A 13,935-nucleotide genomic window follows, 5' to 3' on the forward strand; every position below is an offset into this window, starting at 1 on the left:
CAACGGTCAGCTAGAATGAGACCGAGAGCGGTGGGTCTGACCCGCCGCATAATTCAAGACCCTTTGGACGAAGGACAGATTGTGGCTTCAAGACGCGAAGATGCACGCGCTGAAAAAGAACAGAAGAAAAAAGATAAAGGTCCGGGCATGTTTGCCCAGATGAAGCAGGTCTTCGCCATGACCCGCAAGTCAGACCCTAACGTTGTTTGGGTTATGTTGGCATGTGCTCTTGCTGTTCTGTTGCTCTTCATCCTCATCGGTGTATTGACGGGTAACTGGATTACCTGGACTCTCATCGGTATTCCCTTTGCCATTTTGGTTGCTGTTTTGGTTCTTTCGCGCCGCGCAGAACGAGCTGCTTTCAATCAGATTGATGGTCAGCCCGGTGCCTCTGGTGCCGCTTTGAGCTCATTGCGCCGCGGTTGGATTGTCGAAGAGCGCCCCGTAGCAATGAACCCCCGCACTCAGGATTTGGTGTTCCGTGCCCTCGGTCGCCCCGGCGTCGTCTTGGTCGCTGAGGGTCATTCTCAGCGTGTGGGCGGACTTATCGCCCAGGAGAAGAAGCGTCTCAAGCGTATTGCGCCCAACGTTCCTGTGCATGTGATTAAGTCCGGAAATGGCGAAGGTCAGACTCCGGTCAAGAACATCACTAAAGAAATGCGCAAACTTCCCAAGACTCTCACCGAGCAGGAAGTTCACGCTATTAATGGTCGACTCTCGTCGCTGGGTAATAACCTGATGCCCATGCCGAAGGGGATTGACCCCACTCGCATGCGCCCCGACCGTAAGGGTATGCGCGGCCGCTAAGTGATGGTTACTCCGTTTTTCTCTACAAATAGCTCCCTGGTGCGCCGGGGAGCTATTTTTGTGCGCTATTGTCTGAAGGGAGCAGTGCCCTCCCGTTCTTAGTTAGCAGGTAAACATGTAGAAAATAGTCCCTTCTCTCTGGTCAGACCACGATGCAGATCACTTGGCAGAGCTCTACGGAAGGGCATTGGGGGCAACTATTACCCAAGAAGTGCGGTATCCAGAGAAGCCTATCGGGTATTAGTGGACGACGGCGCCCAGGTACTGATGGAGTTAGGTTCCTACCCTTTTAGCGACTTATATGCCTGGGTCGAAGACCGCTGTGAGGTGAGCTGGCAGTTGATGCTTGCGCAGCCAGAGAATGAGCCCCGACCCTTTATTATGCCGGCGCTGATGTTTACGCGAGGTCATCACACTCAAGAATTTACCCAGATGCTTCTGTGCCTTTTCCCCGGTTCCACTGCAAAAACTCCAATTTTGGTTCCCGGACAAGACCAGCAAGTGATGTTCTCCGAAGCTCGCATCGCAGGAGACTGGATGATGATTTCAGACGGCGGCGACGTCCACGACTTTACATTCACGATGAAAAAGATTGAAATCGATCAGTTCTAAAAAGAGCTGTTAACGGATACGAACCAGCGCAGTATTGCGAATACGATCGTGAGCACCGCGCTGATCAGCATCCATCAAGAAGACAGGAATTACCAACATAATCAGGGAAGAGCGGATAAAACCGGTTGCCCACCCCGCTGGGGTGCCGTCCAAACGCTGAACCTGCATGCCCAACAGAAGATGCCCTAAGGTGTGCCCCATAAATCCTACGCACACGCTCTGATACAGCCATACGAAAATCAGAAGGGTTATGGATTGAGCGACATTGCCCTGAGGCCAGCCGATCAGTGCCAGAATTCCCCAGCACAGATACCAGTCGACAATAAAAGCGAGGATACGCCGTCCGAAGCGAGCCAGGGATCCAGGACCTTTTTGCGGTCTGCCCATATACTCGCCGGGATAATTCTGGGTAGTGGGAGGGCCGTTGAGCCAGCCGCCCACGTCGTTGCGATCAATCACAACAACAAGACTACCGAATCAGTCCGAGGAGGGGGAAACTACTGCAAACCCTCCCTTGAAAACTAGGTTTTGGGTGATTCATCTCTCAATTTACTGTTACAAGTACGAAACAAAGATGATACCGAGCCGCAAAAAGGGAACAATAGACTGTAGAGACAACCTTTGAAGAAAACGCTTCAGAGAAAATCGGGTCGCCTCAAACTCGACTAAGGAGAAAACCGACCATGTTTACAAGCTCACAGGAAGTTCTGGATTTTATCCGGGATGAAGAAAACGGCATCAAGTTCGTCGACATTCGTTTCTGCGATATGCCCGGCGTCCAGCAGCACTTCAACATGCCCGCAAAGTCCATTGACGAAGACTTCTTCGTGACCGGACAGATGTTCGATGGCTCCTCCATCCGAGGCTTTCAGGGCATCGCTGAATCGGACATGCAGCTGATTCCTGATCCCAAGAGCGCCTACGTCGATCCTTTCCGCGTTGAGAAAACCCTCAACATCACCGGTTCCATCGTGAATCCCCGCACCGGCGATTCCTACCACCGTGATCCTCGCGGCGTGGCTGAGCGTGCTGAAGACTACCTGAAGTCCACTGGTATTGCTGATACCGCGTTTTTCGCCTCTGAAGCAGAATTCTTTGTCTTCGAAGATGTTCGTTACGAAGTCACTCCCCAGTCCACCGGTTTCAAGATTGATTCCGATGAGGCTTACTGGAACACCGCTCGCAAGGAAGAGGGCGGCAACCTGGGTAACAAAACTCCCATCAAGGGTGGCTACTTCCCCGTTTCTCCTGTAGACAAGCAGGCGGATTTGCGCGATGCCATGAGCGTCGTCATGGACGAGGTTGGACTAGAAGTTGAACGTGCCCACCACGAAGTTGGCGCAGCAGGTCAGGCTGAAATTAACTACAAGTTCTCCACTTTGACTCAGGCTGCAGATGATTTGCTGAAGTTCAAATACGTCATCAAGAATACTGCCGATGCCTATGGCAAGACCGTTACGTTCATGCCCAAGCCTGTGTTCGGCGACAACGGTTCTGGTATGCACTGCCACCAGTCACTGTGGCAGGACGGCGAGCCCCTCTTCTTCGACGAGCGCGGCTACGCAAACCTCTCCGATACCGCACGCTGGTACATTGGTGGTCTGATTGAGCATTCCTCCGCTGTTCTCGCGTTCACCAACCCCACGGTGAACTCTTACAAGCGCCTGGTACCCGGTTACGAAGCACCCATCAACATGGTGTACTCGCAGGGCAATCGCTCAGCAGGTATCCGCATCCCGATTACCGGCACCAACCCCAAGGCAAAGCGTCTTGAATTCCGCGCGCCGGATCCCTCCTGTAACCCTTACCTTGCTTTTGCCGCACAGCTGATGGCTGGTTTGGACGGCATCCGCAACCGTATCGAACCCCCAGCACCCATCGACAAGGATCTCTACGAGCTCCCCGCCGAGGAAGCTGCAGATATCAAGAAGGCACCGGAGAACCTCGAAGAAGCTTTGGCAGCACTCGAAGAAGATCATGACTTCTTGTTGCAGGGTGATGTCTTCACCGAGGACCTCATCGAAGCATGGATTTCTTACAAGCGCCAGGTTGAACTTGAACCCCTCAAGCTCATCCCCCACCCGCTTGAATTCCAGATGTACTTCGGTGTCTAATATTTTGATTCTGATGTGACTTTGTGAAAGGGAGATTCCACCATCTGTGGAATCTCCCTTTGCTTAGGTCCAGCGAATGATGGAGGAAACCATGAAAACCCCTAATTTAGCCAGCGCCCATCAGCCTATTCAGCGCAGGAACGAGGTATTCCAAACCGGATTGATGTCCCAGCTATTGGATGGCATTTACGACGGCGAGCTCACCATCGACGAGTTGCTCACCCACGGCGATTTTGGCGTGGGTACCTTTGACGGGCTCGACGGCGAGATGATCGTTCTCGACGGGATTTGCTATCAGATGCGCCATGACGGCACCGTTACCCCAGCCGGACTAAATCAACGCACCCCGTTTGCCGTCGTCACCCATTTTCAACCGGTACTACAGCGAGAATTGCCTGAGAATCTTTTGCGCACTTCTGCCGCTGAAATCCTCGATCATTTCACCGGTTCCAAGAATTATATGTATGCACTAAAAATCTGGGGCGAGTTCGATTGGGTACGCACCCGCACGGTCATCAAACAGAGTAAGCCCTACCCCAAAATGGTAGATGCCACCGATAACGAAGAGATTGTGCAGTTCGACGACGTCGAGGGCACCATTGTGGCGTTCCGAACGCCCATTTATGAGCAGGGCATTGGCGTTCCCGGCTGTCACGCACACTTCATTGATTCATCACTCACCCGCGGTGGGCACGTGGTCGACTTCAAGCTGAAAAGAGCCCACGTCGAAATCTGCCCAGGCACCGATTTGCGCTTGCAATTGCCGCTTACCGAGGCATTTTCTGAGGCAAATCTATCCCCCGATAACCTTTCTGAGCAGATTTCAAAAGCGGAGAAACACTAGAACCGAGGCTCCAGCCGCAGTAAATCGGTATCGAAGAAGAGTCGTTCAAACACCTGCCGCGAATGGCGGGTGAGCCGCAGGTAATCCTCTTCAAGATCACGTGCGTGCCCGGGCGCATAACCGCACCAGCGGGCTATTGCTTCCAAATCTGTACGCTGGGAGGTCAGCACGTCAGAGGCGCGCCCGGTACGCAGCACATTGCATCCGCGGATTTTGGTGGCGAGTCTCCAGGCGTCTTTGAGGGTCTCGGCATCCTCTTCCCCTACTAGACCCAACTCTGCAGCAGCGTTTAGCGCGGAGATGGTGCCGGTGACCTGAAGCTGCGGAAAATCGTGAGCAAAACACAGCTGCAAAAGCTGAACGATCCACTCCACATCGCTCAGCCCGCCTCTGCCCAGTTTGAGTTGCCGGGTACGGTCGGCACCACGCGGCATCCGCTCATTCTCCACCCGCGCTTTCATCCGGCGAATTTCAATGATTTGTTTCTGCTCGAAACGAGAGGGATAGCGGTAGCGATTAATCAAATCGACAAAAGCCGCCGCCAGCTCATAGGAACCCGCAATAGGACGGGCGCGCAGTAACGCCTGGAATTCCCAGGTATCTGCCCAACGCTCATAATATTCGCGGTAGGAATCAAGCGAACGCACCATAGGCCCTGATTTACCCTCGGGCCGCAAATCCGCGTCAATCTCTAGAAGCTTTTCAGCGCGGATAGGTGGCTTGCATGGCTGCTTGAGCAGGTGAACGGTGCGCTGAATCAGCTCGTTTGCCTCGGCGAGAGCTTCGCGTTCGTCCGCCTCGGGGCGGGGCTGGTGAACGTACATCAAATCGGCGTCAGAACCGTAACCAATCTCGCGACCACCTTGTCGCCCCATGGCGATAATGGCGACGTCGGTGAGAGGCTCGATGACGTCGTCTGAGTCCTCGCCCAGGTAACGCTCGCGCTGGGCAATCATCAGCGCACCTTCTATGGCCGCCTGGTCTATGTTGGACAAGCCAATCGCAATGTCTTCAATATCCAGCAGGTTTGCCGATTCGCCCATGGCAAGTCGGAGAATTTCCCGACGGCGAATCAGGCGCAGATTTCGGATGGCGCTGTCGGTTTGGGGATGGCGAGTGAGCTGATTACGTATTTGAGTGTTGAGATCATCAAAACTACGCGGTTTGAGCTCGGCGTCCCGGTCGAGCCAGGCAATGGATTCGGGAACGTCTTCAAGAATATCTGCAATAAAACGCGATGAGGCGAGAATCTGGCACAGGCGCTCTGCTGCTGCCGGTGAATCTCGTAGCATTCGAAGATACCAGGGGGTGGTACCTAGTGATTCTGAGATTCTGCGGAATCCCAGAAGACCAGCATCGGGATCTACGCCTTTGGCAAACCAGCCTAGAAGTACCGGCATGATGGTGCGCTGGATTTCTGCTGAGCGTTGGATGCCCTTGGTAAGCGCCTCAATATGGCGCATCGCTCCACGGGGGTCTTTATAGCCCAGGGCCGCAAGACGATCCTGTGCAGCTTCTTTAGTCAACGCAAGCTCGTCTTTGCTCAGGTTGGCAACCGCTGCCAGCAAGGGCCTAAAGAAGAGTTGCTGATGCAGCGATTTTACATGGCGTTTGAGCCGGTTCCATGCCTTCATCATTTCATCAACGTTGAGCTTGCCGATTTCGTCTGTGGGAACAATAGAACGAGCAAGAACCCTCTGATCTGCCGGTTTATCGGGCATCAGATGGGTTCGGCGCATGCGCAGAAGCTGGATGCGGTGTTCTAATAAGCGGAGATATTTATAGTCATCGGTGAATTGGGCGGCATCGGCTCGCCCAATGTAGCTGGCGTTAGTGAGTGCTCCCAGCGAGTCAACGGTAGCTTGAGTTCGCACCGTAGGGTCGGTTCGACCGTGCACCAGTTGCAGAAGCTGAACGGTAAATTCGACGTCCCGCAAACCGCCCGGGCCGAGCTTAATCTGCCGGTCAATTTCTGCTTTTGGAATGTTGTCAGTCACGCGAGCGCGCATTGCTTGAACCGATTCCACAAAACCATCACGCGCCGCTGATTCCCAGATGAGAGGGTGCATGGCGCTCATCCAACGTTTGCTCAGTTGAGCGTTGCCAGCAACCGGGCGGGCCTTGAGGAGCGCCTGGAACTCCCAGTTCTCTGCCCAGCGTTTGTAGTAGGTTTTGAAGGAATCTACGGTACGCACTAACGCGCCGTCTTTGCCTTCGGGGCGCAAGTTTGCGTCAACTTCCCACAGCATCGGTTCTGGGGCTGGGCCCATGATGGCGCGGGCGAGACCTTGCACGAGCTCGCTACCAATGGCGGATGCGGTAGATTCATCTATCTGCTGGGTATCGGCGGGCAGGTCGGAAAGCGGCACACGGTCCACCGCGTAGACAACGTCGACGTCGGAGATGTAGTTGAGTTCACGGGCGCCGCATTTGCCCATACCAATGACGGCAACTTCAACCTGTGCGACTTCGGCTGCATCAAATTTTTCGCCGGCTTCTTGACGGGATATCGCCAGCGCTGCGTCGAGTGTGGCGGCAGCGAGATCGGAGAGCTTTCGCCCCACGGTGGGCATGAATTCGTGGGGTGCTGGTGAGCACGTATCACGAATAGCTATTTCACAAAGGAACCTGCGGTATTGCGAGCGAAGGGTAACGTAGGCATCTTTTCCGCCCATAGTGGCAATCGGGTTGGCCGCTGCAGGGTCTGCCCCTACCGTTTGAAGCATCTGTGTGCGGTACTGGGTGTCAAGCGGCGCAAAGGGGGTGAGGTGCTCGTGGTCTATTTCGGGTAGCAGAGTGCGGGGAAATTCGTCGACCTGCGGTGCAGTCGGATCAATGTTGAAGACGTCGGTATGCTCCGGTCGTCGCATCAAAAAGTCTCCGAGAGCCTCTGATGACCCCAGTAACCGGAAGAAAGGCAGTTGCTGATCGCCCTGTTCCACATAGCGGGCAAGAGTCGGATCTTTGTCCAGCATGCGCACGATTGCAGGCAACGCGATGTCAGGAGAGGGCGCATACCGGAGCCCGGCAAAAAGCTTCTGGCGATCGATGCTCTCTAACTCAGGAGATTTGAGCCAGCGGGCGCTTTTGGCAGCGTCGAAGAAACCGATGCTAACCATTTCGGCGAGCATACGGCTTTCGTTGCGCTTGGCTATTTCTGCCAGACTCATGGCGTCAGTATTGGGCTCATTTCCTGCCACTGATCTTCCTTCCGGTGAGGTGTAACGAGGTTAGGACAGGGGTTAGAGGATGCCGAGATTATGTTTAAGCTCGTAAGGGGTGACTTCGGCTCGGTAGGCGTCCCAATCATTACGTTTGTTGCGCAGGAACTGTTCGAAAACCTGTTCGCCGAGGATTTCTGCCATGAAGTCAGAATCTTCTGTGCGCTGGATGGCATCGTGTAGGGAGCTAGGGAGCGAATGGTAGCCCATGGCGCGGCGCTCTACTGAGCTGAGTGCTTGAAGGTCTTCGGTGACTTCTGGCGCCAGTTCGTATTCGTTTTCAATACCTTTGAGCCCTGCTCCGAGGATAACGGCGTAGGCAAGGTATGGATTCGCTGCCGAATCAACACCGCGATATTCGATGCGAGCTGATTGCATTTTATTGGGCTTGTACAGCGGTACACGAACCAGTGCTGAACGGTTATTATGCCCCCAGGACACGTAAGAGGGTGCTTCTCCCCCACCCCACAGTCGCTTATATGAGTTCACAAACTGATTGGTCACAGCGCTAAATTCTGGTGCGTGTTTGAGCACGCCGGCAATAAAGTGGCGGGCTGTGCGGGAGAGCTGGAACTCTGCCCCTGCTTCAAAGAAAGCATTGGTGTCCCCCTCAAAGAGGGAGAAATGAGTGTGCATACCCGAGCCGGGGTGGTCGGTGAAGGGCTTGGGCATGAATGTCGCATAGAGGTTCTGTGACAGTGCCACTTCTTTGATGATGGTGCGGAAGGTCATGATGTTATCTGCTGTTTGCAACGCATCGGCATGGCGCAGATCAATCTCGTTTTGACCGGGACCTGCCTCGTGGTGGGAGAATTCCACCGAAATACCGACTTCTTCCAGCATGGTTACCGCGCGTCGTCGAAAATCTTGGACGATACCGCCGGGAGTGTGATCAAAGTAGGATTCGCTATCGACCGGAGTGGGAAATCCGTCGGCACCGAGTTCGCGTGATTTGAGAAGGTAGAACTCAATCTCCGGTGAGGTGTAGCAGGTAAATCCCATACCCGATGCCTTTTCTAAGGTTCGTTTGAGAACTCCGCGAGTATCCGCGGCACTAGGCTCACCATCGGGTGTGAGAATGTCGCAGAACATGCGAGAGGTAGGGACTTCGTCCCCGCGCCAGGGAAGAATTTGGAAGGTGGATGGATCAGGCTGTAACAGCATATCGGATTCATAGATGCGAGAGAGCCCTTCGATGGCAGAGCCATCAAACCCCAGCCCCTCGGCAAAGGCACCTTCAACTTCTGCAGGAGCGAGCGCCACCGATTTTAGGGTGCCCACCACATCGGTAAACCACATGCGCACAAAGCGAACGTCTCGTTCTTCAATGGTGCGCAATACGAACTCTTGTTGGCGATCCACGGGGCTCCTTCAATACATGGTCGTTTTCTTCCCAGCGTGGGAAGAAAGTTGTTCTCTTTCACTTTATAAGGTTCTGAGCTCAAGGCGGGTAAAGTCGTGGGTATGACTTCTTCAGATGATTCATTGGGTGCCGGTTCTGAGGAAACCGCACCGTATTCCGAAAGCTCCCCTGACCCAGTTACTCCGGCGGAGCACCCAGAAAAACAGTCTGCCAGTGTCTTTGATGGTGTCCGCAAAATTCGTACCGTACATCTTGCTGCGGCAAAGAAACAGGGTGAAAAGTTTGCGATGCTGACCAGCTATGACTATCTCACCGCTCAAATCTTTGATAGTGCGGGAATCGAGATTCTTCTGGTGGGCGATTCTGCCGGATCCAACGTGTTAGGGCACGAATCAACTCTCAGCATCACCGTGGATCAGATGATTCCACTCGTTGGAGCAGTAGCTGCCGGGGCACAGCGAGCACTGGTTGTAGCTGATCTGCCCTTTGGTTCCTACCAGCAGTCCCCTGAGCAGGCTGTGGCAACAGCTGTTCGAATGATGAAAGAAGGAGGCGCTCACGCCGTCAAAATGGAGGTCAATGATTATTTCGTTGACCACGTCCGCGCGGTTGCTCAAGCTGGTATCCCTGTCATGGCGCATATCGGATTCACACCCCAGTCTGAACACGCTCTGGGCGGTTATCGAGTGCAGGGGCGCGGCGAAACAGGGGCAAAGGTTGTAGAAACGGCCCGACTCATGGAAGAAGCAGGCGCTTTCTGCATTCTGATGGAAATGCTCCGATCAGACGTCGCCGCCGAGGTTGAACGCATCGTGGAAATCCCCACCATCGGAATTGGCGCCGGTGGCGCAACCACCGGTCAGGTTTTGGTCTGGCAAGACATGTTTGGCCTACGCCAGGGCAAGATGGCCCGCTTCGTCAAACAGTACGCCAACCTCTTTGACACAATTCAGGACGGCGCTCGCGCCTACCGTGCCGACGTCCGCTCCGGAGCCTACCCTGCTGCCGAGCATCGCTTTGATGACTAAAGGAGCACTAAAGGTGAATGTTGAGATCCGTTTAGAGGCTCCCGCTGACTATGAAGCAGTTGAAAATCTTAACCGGGATGCTTTCTGGAACGTTTTTCAGCCTGGCTGCAACGAACACTATCTGGTGCACGTCATGCGTACCCATGAAGATTTCGTGCCCGAGCTAGCTCTGGTTGCCGAAGTTGACGGCAAGCTGGTGGGAAACATCATGTATACGATGTCCACTCTGAAAAATGATGCGGGTGAGGAAAAGAAAATCCTGACCTGCGGCCCCTTAGCGGTGCACCCTGGCTATCAGCGGAGAGGCATCGGCAAGATGCTCATGCAAGAGAGTTTTGAACGAGCTAAAGCGCTGGGCTACGAAGCTGTTGTTATTATGGGCAACCCAGAAAATTACGTCGGTAGCGGATTCCGCGCCTGCCTCGATTTTAAGGTCTGCATAGCCGACGGATCTTTTCCGATGGCGCTTCTGGTTCTAGAACTCAAAGAAGGCTCACTCGGCGGACAACGGTGGGTCTATAGCGAAAGCCCGCTCTTTCAGATAGATGCGGAAGCTGCCGAACAGTTTGAGAAGACCTTCCCAGCACGTGAGAGAGGCTATGCCCCTTCCCAGGAACTCTTCGCTATCTATAGCTGGGCATTTCTGCACCCCGCTGAATCCTAATGTCGGCGCAAAATGGCGGTCACTACTTCACCAGTAGTGACCGTCCTGAAGTTTAAAAACCTTCTCGCTCAACAGCGAAACGATTAAATTCTAGAGCCAGGAATCCTTCTGGGCATCAAGTTCTTCGTTGCGTGCTTTTGCCTTTTCCATCGCGTGCGAAGCTTCTTCAGCCGTATCAAAAGGTCCCCACAGCTCAGTTATCTTAGACTGCTGTCCTTTCTCTACCTGACCGGTGGAAAGGTTGTACCAGAACTTTTCGTCGCGGGCACCGCTCAAATCTTCAATAGCCATGTTTACTCCTTGAGTTTAATGAAATGCATTCAGTGAGTCTGCTTACTTCTCTATCATAGCGTGTTCAATCCAACCGCTTGGGTGAGCTCTGTCCAGCTCCTCTTCGCCTCTCGGTTGGCAAAAGATTCTGAGCTTGAAACATCACCTCAACACCCTTACCCTGCCACAAGGTTTAAGATAGAGGGTATGGCTACAACTCCTGCTTCACATAACTTACCCGCCGAACCCGGCAAGGCGCCCCTGGGCAACCTACGCCCCGGCGTCATTGCCCCTATGCGCTCCGTTCCCGCCCACATCGAACGCCCCGAATACGTGGGCAAAGCAGAGGCGAACGAGGGGAATGACTCCAACATGTACACTCCCGAGGAAATTGAGATGGTGCGTGCCGCCGGTGAGATAGCTGCCAATGCCATTGTTGAAGCATCGAAAATTGCCCAGCCCGGAACAACTACCGATCAGATTGATGTGCTTATTCACGAGTACATCTGCGACCACGACGCCTACCCTTCGACCGTCGACTACCGCGGATACACCAAAGCAGTCTGCACTTCTCTCAACGAAGTTATCTGCCACGGTATCCCCGACTCCACCGTTCTAGAAGACGGCGATATTCTCAATCTAGATGTCACCGCCTATAAGAACGGCGTCCACGGAGACACCAATGTAACCCTGCTAGTGGGCGATGTAGACGAAGAATCACGCCTGCTCGTTGAGCGCACCGAAGAATCCCTACGCCGCGCTATCAAGGCGGTCAAACCCGGGCGAGAAATCAACGTGATTGGCCGCGTTATCGAAAAATATGCCGCACGATTTGGCTACGGTGTGGTGCGCGATTTCACCGGTCACGGCGTAGGCCGTGAGTTCCACTCGGGACTCATTGTGCCTCACTACGACGCAGCTCCGGCATACAACACCGTGATGGAACCGGGCATGATATTCACTATTGAACCTATGCTCACCCTCGGTGAGATTGCCTGGGATATGTGGGAGGACGATTGGACGGTCGTCACCCGCGACCGCAAGCGCACTGCCCAATTCGAGCACACCCTCGTGGTCACCCAAGACGGCGCAGATATTCTTACCCTTCCCACCATTTCCTAACCCGAAAGATAGAACTCATGACTGAAACTGTTACCGAAACCGTAGAAATTCAGGTAGAGGTCACCAAACCTACTCCCGCTGATCTTGCCATCGGCATTGATATCGGGGGAACCGGCATGAAGGGCGGTATTGTCGATATCCGCACCGGTAACCTGGTGTCGGACCGCTTCCGCATTCCCACTCCTTCACCGGCGACACCCGAGGCTTGCGCCGAGGTTGTAGTGCAGATTGTGGAAGAACTACAGTCCCGTGACCTCGCGCCTGCACCCGATTCTCCCATAGGTATCGACTTTCCCGCCGTCGTCAAAAACGGTCGTACTCTCTCCGCTGCCAACGTAGACGAAACTTGGATTGGTGCTGATTTGGAAGGCATCATGTCCAAGGCGCTAGGTGGGCGCCGCGTGTATGGCCTCAATGACGCCGATGCCGCCGGACTCGCCGAAGCTCACTACGGGCAGGGCAAAGACAAAGACGGTCTGATCGCCGTGATTACTCTGGGCACCGGCATCGGCTCTGCCCTCATTATCAACGGTCAGCTCGTTCCCAACACAGAGCTGGGCCACCTGGAAATCGATGGGGAGGACGCCGAATCGCGTGCTTCAGCACGTGCCCGCGAACGCGAGGATCTCTCCTGGAAGAAGTACGGTAAACGTCTGCGCCGCTACTTTACCCATGTTGAGATGCTGTTCTCCCCCGATTTGTTCGTGATCGGTGGCGGCGTTTCGAAGAATCCCGATAAGTTCCTTCCCTACTTTGAAGATGAAGTAGAGACCCCCATCGTCATGGCAACCCTGCGCAACAATGCCGGTATCGTCGGTGCAGCGCTGTGGGCTGCTGGCTGGACCCAGACTGTGGAGGATGTCGACTAAGAGTCAGTTGATAGTTAGGATACAAAGGTGCGGATGTTCACGGAACATCCGCACCTTTTGCTTTCCATGGCTGAAATTTTGTGATGTTCATTCACTCCAGATTGTTTTGTTGCTACTATGGTGAGGTGTCACACGGGGTGCGCTTTACCGAAGAAGCGCTGAGATTACACCCGTTGAACCTGATCTAGTTAGAACTAGCGAAGGGAATGTGGAAATGACTTCGTCGCATCCAAGCCTTGAATCTATACACCATTCTGTCCGCGCCACGAATCCTTTGGTGCATTGTCTGACCAACTCGGTGGTTCAAGAAATCACCGCAGATGTGTTGCTAGCGGTAGGAGCATCTCCTGCGATGGTCAGCCATCCGGAAGAAGCCGAACAGTTTGCTGCGGTAGCCTCTGCCGTCCTAGTGAATGTTGGGAATCCAGATCCGCCGATGATTGATGCCATGCGTTCGGCGGTTAAAGTGGCACGCGAGCTAGGGACTCCTTGGGTATTGGATCCGGTCGCGGTAGGCGGTTTAACAGTGCGCACCGAGCTTGCCAGTTCCTTGGTCTACGCCAATCCGGCAGTTATACGCGCTAATGCCTCAGAGGTTATTAACCTTCACGCCGCGGTAACACGCACGCAGGCGCAAGGTGGGCGTGGAGTCGACTCCACCGATTGCCCTGAATCGGCGCTTGAGGCGGCGAGCGCCCTGGCAGAAATTACTGGTGGTGTTGTAGCGATTTCTGGTGCAACAGACATTATTGTTTCAGCGCACCGTATCACAAAAATTAGAGGCGGTAGCGAGCTCATGCCGCTGGTGATAGGTACCGGTTGTTCACTCGGAGCAGTGGTTGCCGCCTATACAGCCTCCACGGATTACTATCATGATGCAGCAGTAGCAGCCCATGCTGCTTACGCTACTGCTGCTGAACACGCGGCCAAGCATTCCAACGGGCCTGGAACTTTTCATGCTCAATGGATAGATGCGCTTTATGCTTCTTTGCCCAACATGGCAGAAATCGAGGAGTCTTAG

The 13,935-nt window shown here is 54.1% G+C and carries 13 protein-coding genes and 1 riboswitch; of the genes, 9 read left to right on the forward strand and 4 right to left on the reverse strand.

The genetic code is table 11. From position 1 onward, the window contains the following. Positions 1-81: 81 nt before the first annotated feature. Entirely contained in the window at positions 82-807 is a 726-nt protein-coding gene (locus IDM48_RS07090) for a DUF4191 domain-containing protein (protein ID WP_238397926.1), read from the forward strand. A gap of 243 nt (positions 808-1,050) precedes the next feature. Continuing rightward, the gene (locus IDM48_RS07095) at positions 1,051-1,419 is read left to right on the forward strand and encodes a VOC family protein (RefSeq protein WP_190616698.1); all 369 of its coding nucleotides are present in this window, start codon (positions 1,051-1,053) and stop codon (positions 1,417-1,419) included. A 9-nt stretch (positions 1,420-1,428) separates the two neighbouring features. On the opposite strand, the gene IDM48_RS07100 is transcribed toward IDM48_RS07095, so the two are convergent. Then, positions 1,429-1,878 carry an RDD family protein gene (locus tag IDM48_RS07100; protein ID WP_190616700.1) on the reverse strand — a complete coding sequence of 150 codons (450 nt, stop codon included), beginning with the start codon at positions 1,876-1,878 and terminating at the stop codon, positions 1,429-1,431. Between the two features lie 224 nt (positions 1,879-2,102). Between IDM48_RS07100 and glnA (IDM48_RS07105) the strand changes: the two genes are divergently transcribed. Both glnA (IDM48_RS07105) and budA read left to right on the forward strand, forming a co-directional pair. Then, positions 2,103-3,533, forward strand: a complete 1,431-nt coding sequence (glnA, locus tag IDM48_RS07105) for a type I glutamate--ammonia ligase (RefSeq protein WP_190616701.1) — start codon at positions 2,103-2,105, stop codon at positions 3,531-3,533. Positions 3,534-3,624: 91 nt separating this feature from the next. Further along, entirely contained in the window at positions 3,625-4,377 is a 753-nt protein-coding gene (gene budA / locus IDM48_RS07110) for an acetolactate decarboxylase (RefSeq protein WP_190616703.1), read from the forward strand. On the opposite strand, the gene IDM48_RS07115 is transcribed toward budA, so the two are convergent. Continuing rightward, positions 4,374-7,547, reverse strand: coding sequence for a bifunctional [glutamine synthetase] adenylyltransferase/[glutamine synthetase]-adenylyl-L-tyrosine phosphorylase (locus IDM48_RS07115; protein ID WP_190618686.1), 3,174 nt, complete (start codon positions 7,545-7,547; stop codon positions 4,374-4,376). The genes budA and IDM48_RS07115 overlap by 4 nt on opposite strands. 72 nt (positions 7,548-7,619) lie before the next feature. Further along, positions 7,620-8,960 carry a type I glutamate--ammonia ligase gene (gene glnA / locus IDM48_RS07120; RefSeq protein WP_190616705.1) on the reverse strand — a complete coding sequence of 447 codons (1,341 nt, stop codon included), beginning with the start codon at positions 8,958-8,960 and terminating at the stop codon, positions 7,620-7,622. Between the two features lie 102 nt (positions 8,961-9,062). On the opposite strand from glnA (IDM48_RS07120), the gene panB reads away from it, so the two are divergent. Further along, the gene (panB, locus tag IDM48_RS07125) at positions 9,063-9,989 is read left to right on the forward strand and encodes a 3-methyl-2-oxobutanoate hydroxymethyltransferase (RefSeq protein WP_190616707.1); all 927 of its coding nucleotides are present in this window, start codon (positions 9,063-9,065) and stop codon (positions 9,987-9,989) included. A 13-nt stretch (positions 9,990-10,002) separates the two neighbouring features. Further along, positions 10,003-10,653 carry a GNAT family N-acetyltransferase gene (locus IDM48_RS07130; protein ID WP_202939864.1) on the forward strand — a complete coding sequence of 217 codons (651 nt, stop codon included), beginning with the start codon at positions 10,003-10,005 and terminating at the stop codon, positions 10,651-10,653. A 90-nt stretch (positions 10,654-10,743) separates the two neighbouring features. On the opposite strand, the gene IDM48_RS07135 is transcribed toward IDM48_RS07130, so the two are convergent. Then, a complete protein-coding gene (locus tag IDM48_RS07135) occupies positions 10,744-10,944 on the reverse strand; it encodes a hypothetical protein (protein WP_068173204.1) in 201 nt (66 codons plus the stop codon). Between the two features lie 186 nt (positions 10,945-11,130). Between IDM48_RS07135 and map the strand changes: the two genes are divergently transcribed. From map to thiM, 3 genes are all read left to right on the forward strand, one after another. Continuing rightward, on the forward strand, positions 11,131-12,045 hold the full coding sequence (map, locus tag IDM48_RS07140; protein WP_190616710.1) for a type I methionyl aminopeptidase: 915 nt from the start codon (positions 11,131-11,133) through the stop codon (positions 12,043-12,045). A 116-nt stretch (positions 12,046-12,161) separates the two neighbouring features. Continuing rightward, positions 12,162-12,914, forward strand: coding sequence for a polyphosphate--glucose phosphotransferase (gene ppgK, locus IDM48_RS07145; protein WP_233126075.1), 753 nt, complete (start codon positions 12,162-12,164; stop codon positions 12,912-12,914). A gap of 123 nt (positions 12,915-13,037) precedes the next feature. Further along, a riboswitch (TPP riboswitch) is annotated at positions 13,038-13,138 on the forward strand. Next, positions 13,129-13,935: a hydroxyethylthiazole kinase gene (gene thiM, locus IDM48_RS07150; protein ID WP_145174314.1), complete on the forward strand. Its 807-nt coding sequence runs from the start codon at positions 13,129-13,131 to the stop codon at positions 13,933-13,935. (Overlaps the previous riboswitch by 10 nt.)

It is taken from the genome of Rothia amarae, from assembly GCF_014705945.2.
Classification (GTDB): Bacteria; Actinomycetota; Actinomycetes; order Actinomycetales; family Micrococcaceae; genus Rothia; species Rothia amarae.